18 protein-coding genes are annotated in these 17,736 nt (G+C 46.1%); 14 read left to right on the forward strand and 4 right to left on the reverse strand.

All coding sequences use genetic code 11. From position 1 onward, the window contains the following. Positions 1-69 precede the first annotated feature (69 nt). The 3 genes from ytxJ (at position 70) to AC58QC_RS16870 (ending at position 2,970) form a co-directional block, all read left to right on the forward strand. Positions 70-411, forward strand: a complete 342-nt coding sequence (gene ytxJ / locus AC58QC_RS16860; RefSeq protein WP_497416286.1) for a bacillithiol system redox-active protein YtxJ — start codon at positions 70-72, stop codon at positions 409-411. Positions 412-687: 276 nt separating this feature from the next. Then, a complete protein-coding gene (locus AC58QC_RS16865) occupies positions 688-1,569 on the forward strand; it encodes a DMT family transporter (protein ID WP_497416287.1) in 882 nt (293 codons plus the stop codon). Positions 1,570-1,653: 84 nt separating this feature from the next. After that, positions 1,654-2,970 (forward strand): MDR family MFS transporter, encoded by a 1,317-nt coding sequence (locus AC58QC_RS16870; protein ID WP_497416288.1) that lies wholly within the window; start codon positions 1,654-1,656, stop codon positions 2,968-2,970. Here the strand turns inward: AC58QC_RS16870 and AC58QC_RS16875 are convergent. Further along, positions 2,904-4,073, reverse strand: a complete 1,170-nt coding sequence (locus AC58QC_RS16875; RefSeq protein WP_497416289.1) for a M20 family metallopeptidase — start codon at positions 4,071-4,073, stop codon at positions 2,904-2,906. The two genes, AC58QC_RS16870 and AC58QC_RS16875, sit on opposite strands and share 67 nt — an antisense overlap. 125 nt (positions 4,074-4,198) lie before the next feature. Here AC58QC_RS16875 and AC58QC_RS16880 point away from each other — a divergent pair, with 125 nt between their 5' ends. Continuing rightward, entirely contained in the window at positions 4,199-4,507 is a 309-nt protein-coding gene (locus tag AC58QC_RS16880) for a hypothetical protein (protein ID WP_497416290.1), read from the forward strand. A 69-nt stretch (positions 4,508-4,576) separates the two neighbouring features. Further along, positions 4,577-5,230 (forward strand): GDSL-type esterase/lipase family protein, encoded by a 654-nt coding sequence (locus tag AC58QC_RS16885; protein WP_497416291.1) that lies wholly within the window; start codon positions 4,577-4,579, stop codon positions 5,228-5,230. A 7-nt stretch (positions 5,231-5,237) separates the two neighbouring features. Here AC58QC_RS16885 and trhA read toward each other — a convergent pair whose 3' ends face one another. Further along, positions 5,238-5,864: a PAQR family membrane homeostasis protein TrhA gene (trhA, locus tag AC58QC_RS16890; RefSeq protein ID WP_497416292.1), complete on the reverse strand. Its 627-nt coding sequence runs from the start codon at positions 5,862-5,864 to the stop codon at positions 5,238-5,240. A 60-nt stretch (positions 5,865-5,924) separates the two neighbouring features. Between trhA and AC58QC_RS16895 the strand changes: the two genes are divergently transcribed. The 3 genes from AC58QC_RS16895 to AC58QC_RS16905 all read left to right on the forward strand — a co-directional run bounded on the left by AC58QC_RS16895 (position 5,925) and on the right by AC58QC_RS16905 (position 8,527). Further along, the gene (locus AC58QC_RS16895; RefSeq protein ID WP_497416293.1) at positions 5,925-6,695 is read left to right on the forward strand and encodes an SDR family NAD(P)-dependent oxidoreductase; all 771 of its coding nucleotides are present in this window, start codon (positions 5,925-5,927) and stop codon (positions 6,693-6,695) included. Between the two features lie 123 nt (positions 6,696-6,818). Next, entirely contained in the window at positions 6,819-7,667 is an 849-nt protein-coding gene (locus AC58QC_RS16900) for a DegV family protein (protein ID WP_497416294.1), read from the forward strand. 17 nt (positions 7,668-7,684) lie between these two features. Further along, a complete protein-coding gene (locus AC58QC_RS16905) occupies positions 7,685-8,527 on the forward strand; it encodes a DegV family protein (RefSeq protein ID WP_497416295.1) in 843 nt (280 codons plus the stop codon). A 350-nt stretch (positions 8,528-8,877) separates the two neighbouring features. Here AC58QC_RS16905 and AC58QC_RS16910 read toward each other — a convergent pair whose 3' ends face one another. Both AC58QC_RS16910 and AC58QC_RS16915 read right to left on the reverse strand, forming a co-directional pair. Then, positions 8,878-9,546, reverse strand: a complete 669-nt coding sequence (locus AC58QC_RS16910; RefSeq protein ID WP_497416296.1) for a DUF559 domain-containing protein — start codon at positions 9,544-9,546, stop codon at positions 8,878-8,880. A 183-nt stretch (positions 9,547-9,729) separates the two neighbouring features. Then, positions 9,730-11,895, reverse strand: a complete 2,166-nt coding sequence (locus AC58QC_RS16915; RefSeq protein ID WP_497416297.1) for a HelD family protein — start codon at positions 11,893-11,895, stop codon at positions 9,730-9,732. 185 nt (positions 11,896-12,080) lie between these two features. Between AC58QC_RS16915 and AC58QC_RS16920 the strand changes: the two genes are divergently transcribed. The 6 genes from AC58QC_RS16920 to AC58QC_RS16945 all read left to right on the forward strand — a co-directional run bounded on the left by AC58QC_RS16920 (position 12,081) and on the right by AC58QC_RS16945 (position 17,629). Continuing rightward, on the forward strand, positions 12,081-12,560 hold the full coding sequence (locus AC58QC_RS16920) for a glutathione peroxidase (RefSeq protein WP_497416298.1): 480 nt from the start codon (positions 12,081-12,083) through the stop codon (positions 12,558-12,560). 29 nt (positions 12,561-12,589) lie between these two features. Further along, positions 12,590-13,273, forward strand: coding sequence for a PIG-L deacetylase family protein (locus AC58QC_RS16925; RefSeq protein WP_497416299.1), 684 nt, complete (start codon positions 12,590-12,592; stop codon positions 13,271-13,273). Between the two features lie 25 nt (positions 13,274-13,298). Beyond that, on the forward strand, positions 13,299-13,835 hold the full coding sequence (locus AC58QC_RS16930) for an MOSC domain-containing protein (protein ID WP_497416300.1): 537 nt from the start codon (positions 13,299-13,301) through the stop codon (positions 13,833-13,835). A gap of 323 nt (positions 13,836-14,158) precedes the next feature. After that, a complete protein-coding gene (locus AC58QC_RS16935) occupies positions 14,159-14,485 on the forward strand; it encodes a DUF1904 family protein (protein ID WP_497416301.1) in 327 nt (108 codons plus the stop codon). Between the two features lie 172 nt (positions 14,486-14,657). Next, positions 14,658-16,913: a type IA DNA topoisomerase gene (locus AC58QC_RS16940; RefSeq protein WP_497416302.1), complete on the forward strand. Its 2,256-nt coding sequence runs from the start codon at positions 14,658-14,660 to the stop codon at positions 16,911-16,913. A 20-nt stretch (positions 16,914-16,933) separates the two neighbouring features. Continuing rightward, positions 16,934-17,629 (forward strand): uracil-DNA glycosylase, encoded by a 696-nt coding sequence (locus AC58QC_RS16945; RefSeq protein ID WP_497416303.1) that lies wholly within the window; start codon positions 16,934-16,936, stop codon positions 17,627-17,629. Positions 17,630-17,736 lie beyond the last annotated feature (107 nt).

The following is a 17,736-nucleotide window of genomic DNA, read 5'->3' on the forward strand; positions in this document are numbered from 1 at the left end:
GGTAAGTTGCATAAGCGAAGTCGTTACTTTATAATTTCGAGGAGAGAGTAGAAAAAGGAGATGTGAAACATGTCTGCATGGAAAGAGCTAACGACGTTAACGGAATGGCAGGAAGTGCTTGATCGTTCCACCGAAAAGCCTGCTGTCGTTCTGAAGCACAGTACAACTTGTCCTGTAAGCGCGAGCGCACTTGATGAATACGAACAATATTTATCTGGTACACACAACGAGGCTGTTGATTATTACTTGGTGAAGGTCATTGAGTCACGTCCAGTTTCGAATCAAATCGCCGAGGACCTTGCAATCAAGCATGCTTCCCCGCAAATTCTTTATTTCAAAAATAAAGAATCCATCTGGAATACATCGCACTGGTCTGTGACGAACAAACATATGTCCGCGGTATTGGACTAATTCTGCAACGCATACATACAGCCCTTCGTTTTGTCTACGAGATGTAGGTGGAACGAAGGGTTTTTCGTTTTTTCTAGAAAGTATAAGTTTTCGGATTCCGAAAATTACTTTCGATTTGGCGATAAAACCTTCCTCTAAACGCGGTCGCTCATCCTTGAATGGCCTCGATAGAGGTTTTCTCATCAACGGTCAAAAAAGATTGGCAAGCTGAACATCCTCCTATATACTTATCTGACGACAATCAGAAGGAGACTTTCATCTAAGGAGTTACTTATTATGAACGCTATGAATAAAACGAAAATACCTATCCCGATCTTCCTTTTAATCGGCATTATTGCGATTTCTTTTTCTGCAATTTTTGTGAAATGGTCGGATGCTCCAGCTGCTGTTATCGCCATGTACAGGCTATTTATGACGAATGTTTTAATGCTGCCATTTCTATGGAATTATCGCAACGAGTTTAAGAGAATCAAGCTGAGAGATTGGCTTCGCACGGCAATGTCTGGTATCGCGCTTGGTTTGCATTTTTTATTTTGGATGGATTCACTTCGATTTACAACCGTGGCGAGCTCGACTGCAATTCTGACCCTTGAGCCGATCTTTGTGCTTGTTGGAGCCTTCCTGCTGCATGGTGTTCGGACTAGCCGTACCGCGTTGATTGCGATGTGTATCGCGATTGTGGGAGCCATTTGCATCGGATGGGGCGATTTTCAATTTTCTGGAGAAGCCCTTAAAGGGGATGTATTGTCTTTCGTGGGAACGATCGCTGTTGCTTGGCATATGTTGCTTGGCAAAAGCTTACGCGAGCACATTTCAGCTTATGTGTACAGCTTTCTCGTTTTTTTATTCGCGGGGCTGACGCTTGCGGTTACAAATGTATACGCTGGTGAATCGTTCACGGGCTATCCACCTGCGGAATGGGGGATTTTCTTCCTGTTAGCCTTTGTCTCCACGATATTTGGTCACTATGTCTTTAACTGGCTGCTGAAATATATGAAGGCATCTTCCGTCTCAATGACCGTGCTGGGAGAGCCGCTGGGAGCTTCTATTTTAGCCTATTTCTTGCTTGGTGAAACGATTACGACAATGCAACTGTTGGCAGGTTGTCTGCTGTTGGTTGGTGTAGCGATGTTCTTGCGTAGTAATGAGAAACATTAATGGTTTCTCATCGCATTTAATTGAACGAAGGTAAATAATGCGAGCTGCGATACAATTGTTTTTGAGATGGAGGGAGGAGACTGCATGAGATTTCGAGATTTTCATCGTAATGTCAAATTAAGAATTGGCTTATCCTTCTTATCGGGCACAGCCAATAATATGGTGCTTCCTTTTATGTCGATTTATTTTTCGGGAAAATTAGGGGACACGCTGGCCGGATTGGTTGTTATACTGGGCATTTTGGCCGGCGTCGTTGCCGGAATCATCGGCGGGTATTACTCCGATCGATTTGGTCGGAAGAAGCTCATGCTCGCCGCAGAAATCGGCTGGATGCTCTGTTTCCTGCTAATGGCAGCAGCAAATTCGCCTTGGTTTGAGTCAGCGGGGATAACATTCATTCTGATGATTGTTGTCAGCATTTTCTGGGGGATTCATGGGCCGGCGAATGAGGCCATGCTACTGGACGTCACGGCGCCAGAGGAACGTAAATTCATGTATGCCATCATGTACTGGATGAATAATTTATCCTTCGCTATCGCGGGCATGGCGGGTGCATTTTTATTTAAATCGTATTTGTTTGAATTGTTTATTGCCTTGTCTGTGATCGGTTTGATTACCGGTATCATTACATATGTCTTTATTCAGGATGATTATAGGCCGCAAATGATCGGGAAAGGCGAGAAAACGAGAAAGAAAAGCCCTTCGATTTGGTCCAATTACCGCATGGTTCTGCGAGATAAGACTTTTCTGATTTTTACAATCGCTTCCTTATTGCTTGTTTCGGTGGAGTTTCATTTGGGTAACTATGTGGCTGTTCGGTTGGGGAAAGAGATGGTCGATACGCTATTGCTTCCATGGATAACGGATGCTTGGCGGATTGATGGTTTCAAAATGCTAGGGTTCATGCGTACGGAGAATACCGTTCTCGTGGTTGTGCTCTCGGTCTTTATGGGGGTTCTGATGCGTAGGTTTCCTGATAGGAAAGTTCTCTTTATCGGATACGCCTGCTATATCGCCGGCTATAGCTATTTGGCTTACAGTAATCAACCTGGATTACTCTTGCTTTCGATGCTGATTGCAACTGTTGGGGAGCTGATGTATGTCCCGATTAAGCAAGCCTACCTCGGTAATCTGGCACCCGACCATGCACGCAGCTCCTATATGGCCTTATATGGCATGGTATATAGAGGAGCTACGTTCTTAGGTGGTCTGGGTGTTATCCTTGGCGGCATGCTGTCTTCGTGGCTTATGGCATCAATGATCGCACTCAGCGGTGTGATTGGTATGGCGATGTTCTATACCATCCTTGTACAACTGGAAGAACGGAAAAACGGTCATTTTGCAGCTGCGAATTCTTCTTTTATGGAAGCTAACAAGGCTGGTTTGGAAAGCACTTCATAAGCGGTGTAGGCTAGCGCCTTAGCCGTGAAGAGCATACTGTCTAGCGCTGGCTCGGTCATGGCGAGATCACGGAATTCCTTCGTATGGAGCAAGTGTCTTTCATTTACCACTTTCACGAAGGGGTGAATGGTTGGGCATTGCGTCGAGACATTGCCGAGATCCAGGGAACCGTGGTCTTTGCCGATTTCGATTTCCTTCGGATCGATACCTAGCGCAAATAATTGATCCGTGAACACGCCCGATAAGGCTTCATTCGTACGGAGTTCATCGTAGGAATACTCGTAGAACGATGTTTTCAGCGTGCAGCCAGTTTGAAGTGCAGCGCCTTCTGCGCAGTGAAGAACCTTTTGTACGAGCTCATTCGTGTAGGTGCGTGTAGCCGAGCGAACGTAAAATCGGGCAACTGCGTAATCCGGAATGATGTTGGGCGCTTTACCGCCTTCGCTGATGATGCCGTGAATACGAGCATCGGTCTTGAGTTGCTGTCGAAGCGCATTGATACTATTGAAAAGCTGCAATACTGCGTCTAACGCATTGATGCCTTCGTATGGTTGCGCCGCGGCATGCGCGGAGCGGCCGAAGAACTCATATTCGATGGCATCCATCGCCAGCGATTCGCCTGATTTTTCATAGGCATAATAAGGGTGTGCCATAAGTGCGATATCAACATCTTGGAATAGCCCAGCCGCTGCCATAGGGACTTTGGCGCCCTTAGTTTCTTCGGCTGGTGTGCCATAGACACGTATGCTGCCGCCAGTTTCTGATAAGGCCGCTTTCAGGCCGATTGCAGCCCCTATACTCATCATGCAGATAAGATGATGACCGCAGGCATGACCGAGCTCAGGGAGTGCATCATACTCAGCCATGAACGCCACAACAGGACCTGGTTTGCCAGAGTCGTACGTCGCGATGAAAGCGGTAGGTATATCTAAAACACCGCGTTCAATGGTGAAGTCATGATAGGCTAACTCTTCGGTTAGACGAGCAAAAGCAAGGAATTCTTCATGCCCTAGCTCTGGGTTTGCCCCGATAAAGCGGGAAATATCCTTAAATCGCGCGGCATTGCTTTCTATGGTTTGAGAGATGGTTGATTTCATGGGCATGGTAAGCTCCTTTGTTGAATGGTTCTTAAGTCCATTGTAGTATAAAGAAGCGAGAACTACCAATGCAAAGTCGCAGTGCTACAAGCATGATCATTCGAGTACATGAGAAAGTGGAGGGATCTACCATGATGAAATATGGGGCAGAGCATGAGGAACACCGGTTTAGTTTATGTTTTGTTGAAGAGGAAAGCCGCGGTCAATGGCGGGACATTTTCTTAGGCATCGAATTGGCAGAAGGGGAAGAGCTTCCAGAAGGCCTATCCGCTCCTTCTATTCTTGTTATTTGCAATACCGTTGGTGAGATTGTGCAAATTGTTCTGCACGATGAAGGCTGTGATAGTGAATTCCAATTCACGTATGCGGAAAAAGCGCAAATTGAAGCGTATGTCAATCAGCTTGAAAGCGTAAAAAAAACGACGAATGATCCCCTGTAGGTATCCCTTCCCAAACTGGGCGGTGGCGCATATAGTAATATACGTCATGCTTTAGGGGAGAGGATAGCGATGGAAAAAAGAATTCAATATTTGGCGTTTGGTGATTCTTTAACCGTTGGTTATGGTGCTGAGGAAGGTCAAGGCTTCGTTTCGTTGTATCGCCATAGGTTGGAATGTCTGCTGAATGTACCTGTATCCTTGCGTCATGCTGGCACCAATGGTGCTACGACCGCACAATTGCTGGAGACGATTGAGTCTGATCCGCAGCTGCAGAAGGATATTCAAGAAGCGACTCTTATCACCATTACGGCAGGCGGAAATGATCTCATTCAAGCGGCAATTCCTTTCTTTTATGACGGCGACAATACGGTGCTCAAAACGGCGTTACAAACGTATGAGTCCAACTATCGTAAACTCATCGCGCAAATTGAAAAGCTGCGGCAAGGTGTGCAAACCCCGTATTTAATGGCCTTAATTGGTTTATATAATCCATTACCGCAGATTCCGGATGCTGCCTATTGGGTACAGCGCTTTAATTTATTTCTGCGTAAATTAGAGCAGCCGCATATTCAAATCGTGCAGGTTTACGACGCGTTTGTGGGTCAAGCGGCACGATTTCTATCCGAGGATGCCATCCATCCCAATGAACTAGGTTATGAGAAAGTAGTTAACCAATTAGAGGTCGCCGTATCCTTGCAGCAGCTACAGCAGTTGTTTGTGTAGCATGAGGCTATCTCACATATCCGAAAACGGAAATGAAATGACAGGCGCTGCCAGCCAGCACGAATAGGTGCCATATGGCATGGTGATAGGGAATGCGCCTCCATACATAGAATATCGAACCAAGTGTGTAGAGAAGGCCGCCAACAACTAGCCAGACGATGCCGCCAAAGGGCAAATGGACGTAGAGCGGTTTAAACGCGATGACGATTAACCAACCCATGACGATATAACACAAGGTTGAAGCCAGAATGAATCTTTTTACGTAAAATAGTTTCAAAACAATGCCGATGAGGGCTAATCCCCATATGACACCGAAGAATGTCCATCCTAATGTTCCTCGTAACGTAACGAGTAGGTATGGTGTATAGCTCCCCGCGATTAACAGATAAATGGCGGAGTGATCGAGGACTTCGAAAACATCTTTTACTTTCGTGTGAGTAACGCTGTGCAGCAGCGTGGAACATGTATACAAGATAACAAGCGCTGTTCCGAAAATGCTGAAGCTCACAATATGCCAAGCATTTCCTTGCGCACAAGCTTGTACGATGAGCAGAACAAGTGCTGCAATGCTTAATACAACACCAATACCGTGGGTGAGCGCATTAGCTCTCTCTTCTTTTATGGAATATTGCATATAAATCCCTTCTTTCTTTGACAGAATGGAGAATCCCTATATAGATTGGACGATGAAACGATGTATTTACCTTCATTTCAACTAAATAATAAAGTCGCGCTGGTGACCGGAGCTGGACGAGGCATTGGACGAGCACTTGCTATTGGCTTAGCAGAAGCGGGGGCTGATGTCGCTATCTTTGCTCGTACAGCATCCGATTTGGAGGCGGTGGCGAAAGAAATTCGCGCTTTAGGCAGACAGGCCTATCCATTTACCGTGGATGTTACGAATCGTGAACAAATTGAAGATGCTGTTGCTGCGATCATTGGGCAGACGGATCGCATTGATATTCTCATCAATAATGCTGGCATGAACATCCGCAGTCAAGCTTTGGCAGTCACGGATGAAGAGTGGGATACGATCATGCAGACGAACTTGAAATCCGCATTCTTGTGTTCACAGATTGTCGGCAGGCACATGCAGCAGCGTGAATACGGGCGAATTATTAATATTGCGTCTGTTGCCGGGCATGTAGCGCTGCGAACAGGTGTTGTATATGCCGCGACGAAAGCAGCTATGATCCAGATGACCAAGGTGCTTGCGCTGGAATGGGGGAAATATGGCATTTTGGTGAATGGCATCGGACCTTGGTATTTCAAAACGCCACTGACAGAGAAAATTCTGAATCAGCCGGATTATTTAGCCGAAATTATTGCACGTACGCCGCTTCGTCGAGTTGGTGAATTAGAAGAGCTAGTTGGACCTGCTGTATTCTTGGCTTCCGATGCGGCTAACTATATCACAGGTCAGACGCTTTTCGTGGATGGCGGCATGACGATTTACGGATTTTAGCGAAGTTTGTCTAAAACTGCAGGATTGAGCTTTCTGTATAGTTCTATTATACTATTCACAAACATGGACAATTGATAATTGGTCTCATTTTAGAGGTACATGCAGATAAGGTGGTAGGATCGGATGTCTCGTGTTCGTATTTTTACGGATAGTACAAGTGATTTGAGTGAAGAACTTCTGCAACGCTACCAAATTGAGGTTGTTCCTTTATATGTCATTTTTGGGGAACAAACGTATCAGGATCGCGTTAATATAAATGCCAATCAGTTGTTTGAATTTGTTGCGCAAACAGGTAAACTTCCCAAGACAGCTGCGCCTTCGCCAAGTGATTTTGAGCGAGCTTTTGCCCCGATTATCGAGGCAGGGGAGGATATTGTTTATATCGGCCTCTCCTCTGCGTTATCGTCGACGATTCAGAATGCAATGATTGCAGCTGATAGTTTTCCCGATGGTAGAATTAGGGTGATCGATTCTCGAAACCTATCAACGGGTATTGGCGTACTAGTAGTAAAGGCAGCGCAAGCTGCATTGGAAGGTCGAAGCCCATCGGAGATTCAAGCGATCGTAGAATCTTACGTAGGTAAAGTGGAAGTGTCTTTCATCATCGACACCTTGGAATATTTACATAAAGGCGGCAGGTGTTCAAGCGTTCAGGCTTTCATTGGAAGTCTTTTGAAAATCAGACCTATTGTCCAAGTTATTGATGGTTCTATGCAATTAACGGACAAAGTTAGAGGCAAACGAGAGAAAGCGCTGAATCAGCTTTTGGAAAATGCGCTAGCTTTTAAAGATGACATGGATACGGATTTCATGTTTATCACGCACGCGCAGGCGCACGAAGAAGCTGATTATATCAAACAACAATTTGAATTGCATACCAATGTGAAAAACGTATTTTTGACGGAAACCGGTTGCGTCATTTCGAGCCACTGCGGACCACATACGCTAGGTATTGTATTCGCCAAAAAATAAGAAATGAGTGGACACCGATGACGACAATCAAGATTATCACGGACAGCAGCTGCGACCTTCCTAGAAGTACTGTGGATGAAATAGGAGTAGGGATCGTTCCCTTATCTGTACAATTTGGCGAGGAATGTATGCCGACAGATATGGATCTTGCCGATTTCTATGCAAGAATGAAGCGGGAGAGCGCGTTGCCGAAGACCTCAAGTCCGTCGCCTGGGCATTTCCTAGGTGAGTATCAGAAGGCGGGTCCTGATCAGGATATTCTCGTGATTTGTCTATCATCGGCGTTAAGCTCTACGTACCACCACGCGGTTATGGCGAAAGAGATGCTGCTTGAAGATGGCTTTACAGGGCGAATTGAGGTCATTGACTCCAAAACAACCTCATTAGGATTAGGAGTTCTCGTGTATCGTGCGGCTCAGATGGTGGCTAGCGGTTTACCATATGAAGCCGTTGTAGCGTCCATGCAGGAAGCCGTAACGAGCTCAGGGACGTTCTTTTTTCTAGACACCTTAGAAAATGTGATAAAGGGCGGAAGACTCGACAGAGTGCGTGGCGCTGTGGCTTCTGTTTTGAATATTAAGCTGCTCATGAAAGCTAGTGAAGAAGGCGCGATTGAAGTCGTTGAGAAAATTCGCGGCACGCAGCAAGCCTTGAAGCGTTTAATCTCGTTTCTCGGCGATAAAGAGCATGATTACGAGAAAGATGTCATTGCGATTGCGCACAGCAACTGTGAAGCCAGGGCTCGTGAATTCATGGCTCAGCTTCTTGAGAAGCATCCGTTTCGCAACGTGCTGTTCTCCAATATGGGGACGGTGATTGGCACATATGCAGGTGAAGGCGGCGTATTGGTCGCTTACTAAGAAAAGATAAAAGACACCTATTTCCGATCCCTGCCGATCGGTGAATAGGTGTCTTTTTTGTGCGCGCTCCGAGTACACAGTTTTCAACCGATTGCAAAGGTATCAAACTAGTCTCCAGATTTCAACCCGAGTGCGTGAATAAGGAATCTAAAGTTGCTTATTTGTCATTCTTTCACTTGGAAAAGTTAATTAAGCAAGCTTGGTTTGCTTATTGTTCACGTATTCACCCAGGAAGTAAGCAAATCGTGATAATATGCATCTACGAAGGTCTTATTCCTAAATATACCCTGATATTTAAAGAAATAAGTAAACTAAGCTTGCTTATTTCTAGTAAGTATAAGCGCACGCGGCTATCCGTAGAAGTTACGGTAAGTACTAGATAACTTGTAAGATCGGATTCGAGTTGTACCGGAAGCGGGTTGTAACAATTCTATCTGAGCAAGCTGACGCAATAGCTTTCCGGCATGATTTCTACTAATGTGCAGCTTCTGTGAAATGGATTTTGGCAAGAGGGGGTCATTTGTTTGGCCAGCGATTCTCAGAATTTCTCGTTCCTCCAATGATAGTGCTGGTCTCGTATATTTCTCGCCAAACCAGCTGCCCAGCATTTGGAGGATCATTTGCTGACATTGACGCGGTTTTTCTCTTATTTCATCATAGGCGAAACGAAGCACCTTCCACCCATCAAGTATGAGATGGTTTTGACGAGTTAACTGATCTGCAAACTGCCATCGATTCATATCCCTATGGTGCGACTTATAGCCATCAATTTCTATGCAGATCAAATGAATTCCGCGAATATATGCAAAGTCCAAATAGCGAACGCCGTCCTTAAAGTCTGAAATCTGATATTCAGCATGAAGAAAATCAAAGTGACCGACAGACGGCCACCAAACCTGCTCGAGAAACAACTTTTCAGCATGACCGTGCCCTTCCTTAAGTCGTCGTAGAGATTCGCCAGACCTTGTCTGCAACTGCAAATGTATAAATTTCTCATAGCTTGTGTCAAATAGTATCATAATACCTCCTATTGTTTATTGCACCTCAAATAAACGGCTACACCCTTCTTCATGGATGGGGGAGTTAACCGGAAAGAAAAAACCGCCCATCTCCAATTGGAGAGGGCGGTCTGTGTGCTTCACGACCATTAATATTTTTGTAATTAGTTTACATGGATGGGTGTCTAGGTTACAAGATTATTTTTACTGCGGAAACTCCGTAGTCGTGATCTCCGTTTGGTCGGTGGTAACGAGCGGCGACATTTCCCCTGTTACGAGCAACCAAAGCTCATGCAGGGCACGTGTGCAGCCCACATAGAGCAGCTTCGCATCCATAAGGGTTGTTTCATAGTGCTCAGCAGTAACATCCATAAGAATTACCGCATCGAATTCTAAGCCTTTAGTCAAATACACAGGCAGTACAGAAATCCCGCCGCGATAGACACGTTGCTTCGAGGTGATCAGATTCGTCTCGATCCCGACGATGGTCAATGCCTCATGCAGCTCTTGAGCTTGCTTCTCGGTTCGTGCAACTACCGCGATGGTACTGGAGGTTCCCGATTGTAAGCTTGTGATCGCCTTCTGCAGAAGCGGCAGTCGCTCTTTCAGTGACGCCGTCATCAATACGCGAACTTTGTTCCCGCTGCGGAAGACGGGGACTGCCAGCAAGGGATTGCTAACGCCGCGCTGGAGCACCAGATTGGCAAACTGGATGATTTCCATGGTGGAACGATAGCTCCGCTCCAGTTCGAAATATCCGGTTTCCTCTTCTTGGAACAGACTGGAAAACTCTTTCCAATCCTGGATGCCTTGATACGCATGAATTCCTTGCGATAGATCGCCTAGAATCGTGAAGGAGCTATTACGTGTATACGCATCTAATACTGCCACTTGGAAAGGAGAGAAGTCCTGCGCCTCATCGATGACAACATGATCGAATAAGCGATCCGACGAAATGCCATGAAGTCGTGTATGGATATAGAGAAGCGGAGCAAGATCTTCAAGCTGCACTTCTTTCTTTTTGAAAAGCTTAGCAGAAGCGGTCACGATCGATTCTGGCAGGTGTTGGAGCAGATCAGCTGGCAGGCTGTCTGGACGACCTTTGTCAGTGAACAACATTTTATAAAAGCTGAATGCTGTATATTCAGGCCATGTAGTCAAGTAGGTGCGCAGCTTCTGGGCTGATTTCTTCTTCAGCTCTTTTTTCAAGCTTTGCTCCCAGACCTTATCGAGCTGTATCTCCATCCAACGCTTGATTCGTGCAACTACACGTTCACGACGTTTGATCATTGGGTAATGCTTGTTCTCGAAAAAGAACCATTCGCGTATAGTTGCGATTGGCAGCTTAACGCCATCCCAAGGCGAGAAGTCCGTAGTAGGAACGTAGGTTTCTTCAAGACGGTTCAGACAGTCGTCCAAGAAGTGTTTGAAGGCAATGGCTCCCTTGAAACGCCCTGGCGCTTGATCGTCAACCGGTGGCCGCTTGCTTCCGAGGGCAAACCAACGCTGCAGCGTGACCTCTTGATCTGCGATTTGCACCTCATGGTCGAGTACATCTAGCGCCCAATCCGTGAAGGTGCTCTGCTGAATGTTGCCGACACCGAGCTCAGGCAATACGCCTGAAATATAGTCCAAGAACATCGAGTTGGGCGCGAAAATAATCATACGTTCCGCCCGAACCTGTTCGCGGTATTGATAGAGTAGGAATGCGAGTCTGTGCAAGGCTACGGTTGTTTTACCGCTGCCTGCGACCCCTTGAATAATGAGTGCTGTGTTCTTGGCGGCACGGATAATCCGATCTTGCTCCGCTTGAATCGTGGAGACGATATCGCGCAGCTTGTTATCTTTATTTTCGCCCAATCGGTAGAGCAAGAACTCATCCCCGACAGAGAGGGAGTCTTCATTTCGGTCGTATGTATCTACAACACGCTGGAGAATTTGCTTGCGCACAACTAGATTTCGCTTCAAATAAACTAAGCCGTTGATGAGACCGTCCGGCGAATCATAGGAAGCTGCGTCCAAGCCGCCTGTGAATGAATAAAAAAGGCTTGCAACCGGAGCGCGCCAATCAATGACAAGAAGTCGACCCGTTCTTTCGTCTTCTACACCGGCTTTACCAATGTAGAGCGGTACAGGTGAACCAGTACCCGTTTCTTCGAAGTCAAGGCGGCCGAAATACGGTTCGTCAATAGCTTTGGTTAAATTGTGTCTGCCGTTCTCACGCAAAACTTCAAGAGCTTGCTCGGTTAAATCAGGACCGTAATAAACCGGAGTTGCTCGTAGCCGCTCCAGCTGTTTATCGATTTCCTTATTCGTTTGTTCGAGCCGTTGAAGTTCTTCTTGATAGGCACTTTGAGTCTTTGTGTCCAAGATCAGTTACCTCCTAAGATCAGATGTTGTCTATTGTTTTATCATAAACAGGTAAACACTATAACACACCTGACTGGAGATAGAAAGCGATATTGGAAAATGATTGCTTTACCATTTGGGCTTCTGTGGAAAGGAATGGTATACTCAGAAGGTATGCATATTATTTGATGGAGGCGAAGGGATTCATGTCTATTTATGATATCGAGGTCAAGACGATTACAGGAGAAACACAAACACTTTCAGCATATAAGGGGAAGGCTCTTCTCATCGTGAATACCGCAAGTGCTTGCGGACTTACTCCGCACTATAAAGGTCTTCAAGAGCTGTATGAGCAATACCAAGACAAAGGTTTGGTTGTACTCGGTTTTCCATGTAATCAATTCGCGGGTCAAGAGCCAGGCACGAACGAAGAGATTCAAGCATTTTGCGAGCTTAATTATAAAGTGACTTTTCCGTTATTTGATAAAATTGATGTCAAAGGTGAACATGCGCATCCGCTGTACACGTATCTGCTTAGCCATACGCCTGAGCCTTACCGTACTGGTGAAATTGAATGGAATTTCGTGAAATTCTTAGTTGATGCGAACGGTATCGTGGTTAAACAATACAGTGCACGTACAGATCCAGCGGAAATTGGTGTGGACATTGAGGCTGTTTTGGCTTAAGTGAAATTGAGATGAAGGGAGGACGTGCAATGGGGTCTCGAAACGGGTTTGTTTATGCCCATCCTGATGATGAAACGTTCTTAAGCGGATGCCTCATTCGCCGTCTTGCTGACGAAGGCGAACCACCAGTTCTGCTGTTAGCCACGCGTGGCGATGCAGGGAGACAAGGGTTAGAGCGTGCAACGAATCGCGAAGAGCTGGCTGAATTAAGAGTACAAGAGATGAATGTAGCTGCCGAAATACTTGGGATTGCTAAAGTCGAGCACTTAAAATGGCCCGATGGCCAGCTTGATGAGGTTGATTTTCAAACATTAGTTCAGGGTGTTGTTTCCTTTATCCAACGGTATGAAATCGAGCATGTGTTTACGTTTGCGGAAGATGGCGGCAATGGTCATCGTGACCATATCGCTATTTCCAAAGCAACAACAGCAGCTGTACATAGCGGAGCTTGTCCAAGTGTGAGGAAGCTTTATTATGCAGTTTCACCGCTTTTGCGAGCCGAAGGACATCAACCGTCGATCATTGTTGATACCGAACCATTGTGGAGCGTAAAGGCTGCTGCCCTTAAGGCGCATCATACACAGTTTGTAACCATCGGCAGATACTTTGGGAACTTGGTTGATTTTCCAGAAGAGAGACGCTGGGAAGCTTTTGTTCTTGGTTGGCAGGATGGCGTTCATTGGCCCAAAGAGCAAGTTGCTGAGCAAACATAAGCATGAAATGAAAGGGGAAGTGGGAATGCCCATTCAAGCACGAGTTGAAGCGATCCTTATTGCAGATGATCCATCGACATTTGTGACAAGAGAACTTGAGCGAGTCGATCTGCGTTTTGGCGGGATGGAGGGAGATCGCCATTTCGGTATTTTCGCCAAAGCGGATGTGCGTCAGCCCATGTACAAGCGCGGTCAGGAGATCATGAATCGACGACAGCTCAGTATAGTTTCTGTAGAAGAATTACAGGGGATTGCCGAGCGCATTGGCGTGGATGAGATCAAACCGGCATGGTTAGGCGCAAATATTGTTGTAAGTGGTGTGCCGGAGTTAACGAAGCTGCCCATGGGAATCCGAATGCTGCTCCCGAGTGGCGGCGGGCTAGTGTGTGAAGGGGAGAATGAACCTTGCTCTGGTCCAGGTCGTATCATTGCTACCCACTATGATGAGCCGATCTTAACCAAGTTATTTGTTCAAAAGGCACAGCAAGCAAGAGGAATTGTCGCCTACGTTGAGCATCCTGGTGAGCTCAAAGTTGGCGATGTGGTAGAAATTCAAAATTAATTTCTGCATGTACCCCCAGAAACCGAGTGGTCTTTACGAATGTGCTTAAGGAGTTGGTCATTCATCGTTTCTAGGGGAGTGTCAGGATGTCTCTTTGCAATTGTGATAAATGTGGGCGCGTATTTCTCACGAAATGGGAAACAAGATGTACAAGCTGTTCGCAGCTAGTTCTGAGCGATTCGCATAAAGTGAAGGATTTTGTTCGCGCGCATCCACGTGCGACACTCATTGAAATTTACCATAAAACAGGGGTCTCCCTGCAAACTATAAAAGAGTTAATGAGAGCTTAACTGCCGCACCTGCACGAAAGGAAGCTTATAAGTATGCCGCATATGATTGTTAGAGGTATAAGTGTCCCACACATCCAGTCCATCAGTACAGCACTTATTACTGAATTAGCTGAGGTCTGTTCTTGTGGAACAGACAATTTTATGTTGGAGTGTCTCCCGACCGTCTCCATCTTTCAAGGTGAGATTTGTGAGACTTATCCATTTATTGAGGTAGGCTGGTTCGAGCGAGGGCCGGAGATTCGTGATGCCTACGCACAGGTACTGACCAAGCATATCTTGTCACTCGGCATACCTGAAGTGGAGATTGCTTTCAAGGTATACCGGGAAGATAGTTATTATTGGAATGGGAAACTGGTTTAGATTATTAATTGGATATTCTACAAAGATAAGCCCAATTTAGGGCTTTTTTTTATGTCAAAAGTCGTATTTCACGTGTTCGATATTGCAGGCTCTTATAAAGTGGGATACACTGAATCGACAGAATCTGATTTCCATCGCTGTAGGGGAATCACATGTTAGGAGCGATTTGCGGTTGAAGACATTAATTATTGCGGAAAAACCCGACATGGGGCGAAACATAGCTGCCGCAATAGAGCCAAAAGCCAAAAATATGAGGTCTCATCTTGAAGGTGAGCAATATATCATCACATGGGCCATCGGACATTTGATTGAGCTGGCTGAACCTGATCACTATGATGAAAAATATAAAAAGTGGAATATCAATCATCTTCCGATCATTCCCTCCGAGTTTAAATTGATTCCTAACCCGCGTACCTATGATCAACTCAAGGTGATTGCGGAGTTAGCTAAGAAATGTGATCATTTGGTCAATGCCTGCGATGCGGGGCGGGAAGGGCAGCACATTTTCTCCCTAATTCAACGTCATCTGGGGCTAAATCAGCCTGTTAAACGACTGTGGATCTCCGACTTAACCTCGGAAACGATTCGTAATGGATTCGCAACCTTAAAGGATGGCGCAGAATATGAGAATTTGACGCGTGCCGCGCGATCTCGCAGTGAAGCCGATTGGTTGATCGGGATGAATGGTTCACGTGCGTTTACGACGAAGCATAATGTATTGCTGTCCGTGGGGCGCGTTCAAACGCCGGTGCTAGCGCTTATTTATGATCGACAGAAGCAAATTGAGGCTTTCTCCTCGCTTAAATTTTATGAGCTGGAGGGTCATTTCGCGCAAGGTGACACCCCATACAGAGGGATGTGGCAAGGCGAGCGATTTACGGATGGCGAGAAGGCTGCTGCGCTTGCTGCAAAAGTGAAAGGGAAGCCTGCCCGGATCCAATCGTACGAGGTGAAGGAAACGAAAGAATTCCCATTCAAATTGTATGATTTGACCTTGCTGCAGCGCGAGGCGAACGGGAAATATGCTTTCTCCGCCAAGAAGACGCTGGATACAGCGCAAGCCTTGTATGAGAAGCACAAAGTCATTTCTTACCCACGAACGAACTCCAACTATGTGACAGAGCAAAATATTCCGGACATGCATAAGGCATTAAATGCCTTGCAAGGAACGGCTTATCATGAGCTCGTACAAGGCGCTAATCGCAATCTTGTACATGTGAATAATAAATTCATTTGTAATCCAACCAAGGTAGAGGATCACCATGCGATCTTGCCTACCAATAAGAAGGCATCAGGATTAAGCCCGGACGAGCAGAAATTGTACGATCTTATCGTAAGGAGATTTCTTTCCCAATTTTACCCGCCAGCAGCTTACAAGGTTCATACGGTTATGACGGAAGTGGAACAAGAGCTTTTTAAGACAACCGTTAAAGAACTGCTATCCTTAGGCTGGAAGGTCATTTACGCTGATCAGAAGAAGGAAAAGGCGAAGGCGACGAAAGGAAAGGAAAAGGAAGACACTGAAGAAGAGGAAGAGGTCGAAGTCAACGAGCCCTTCTCCATTGATGCCAATGGGGATGTGCTCTGTACGGATGCGATTGTGAAGGAAAAGGACACGCAGCCGCCTAAGCATTTTAATGAAGGCACCTTGCTGAAGGCGATGGAGAGCGCAGGTAAGCAGATTGAAGATGAAGAGCTGCGCGATGCGATGAAAGACTCCGGTTTAGGCACGCCAGCGACTCGAGCAGCAACGATTGAACGGCTGAAGAAGGTCGGATACATCGACATGCAAGGGAAGAAAATCATTTTGACCCAGAAGGGCAGAATGGTTGTTGAATTAATTCGTGGAGCCGGGATCGAGCTGCTGACATCTCCTGAGATGACGGGGCAATGGGAGCGCAGATTGAACGAGATTTCCCGTGGTACGGCCTCTGATGAGCAGTTTATGCATAATGTGAAAAGATTCGCGACCCTAATCGTCGATAAGGTGCGTAAGCAAGCCAGAGCTTCGAAAACGGATTTCGAAGGTGAGAATGCGCCGGAAACGAGCGGTAAACGTGGCTCCGCTTCAGCGAAGACGACTTCGCGCGGGGACGGTGCGGCGAAAGCCACAACGAAGAAAAAAGCTCCGGCTGCGAAGCCGTCAGGTGACGGAACGAGTACGTTCATCGCAACTTGCCCGAGACCAGGCTGCGGCGGCTCACTTTTTATGGGGCGTAAAGGCTACGGCTGCTCTCATTACAAGGAAGGCTGTAGCTTCGTCATCTGGAAGGAAAGCTTTGGACGAAGCTTAACGGATACGCAGGTGCAGGCACTCGTTCAAAAAGGGAAAACGACAAAGCTGAAGCTGGTCTTAGCTGACGGAACAGAAACGGACGGGAAGATCGTGCTGATGGATGTCGCTACGGGTGCACTAGGCACCGAATGAGCGGATGGGGGAACTAGCAAGTGAAGTCATTAACGAACGATTGGTTGACTGTTTTGGCAGATGAATTTCAAGCGCCGTACTTTAAGGACTTACAACAGTTTCTTCAGGAGGAGATTACGCAGTATACAATTTATCCGCCTGAGGATGAGGTATTTAGTGCCTTAGAATTGACTTCTTTCGAGAATACAAAGGTTGTTATTCTTGGACAAGATCCCTATCATGGAAGCGGGCAAGCCCATGGACTCAGTTTCTCCGTGAAGCCTGGTATGGCTATTCCTCCCTCTTTAAGGAATATGTATAAAGAATTGGAGTCAGATATCGGCTGTTCCATACCTGATCATGGTTATTTGAAATCTTGGGCAGAACAAGGGGTTCTATTGTTAAATACGGTGTTAACTGTTCGTGAGGCGTTGCCTAATTCCCATAAGGGAAAGGGATGGGAACGGTTCACGGATCGGATCATTCAAACGCTAAGTGCGCGTGAGGAGCCTGTTATCTTCATTCTATGGGGAAGTCATGCACAGTCAAAAGCGACATTCATCGACACAGTGAGACATGTCATCATAACTTCTGCCCATCCAAGCCCCCTTTCGGCCTATCGCGGATTTTTCGGTAGTAAGCCGTTTTCTCAAGTCAATGCCGCCTTGAATCGACTTGAAATGACAGAAATCGATTGGAAAATTCTAAATAATACGAATAGCAAAAACCATGAATGACAACATTCATGGTTTTTTTTATATTCATAGACTGAAATCTGATCTCAGAAACGAATAGTATGTTTAAGTTGTGTAATGAATGATGCTCAGCTAAGTAAAGCCATGCT

This window comes from Paenibacillus sp. J22P51, from assembly GCF_059692215.1.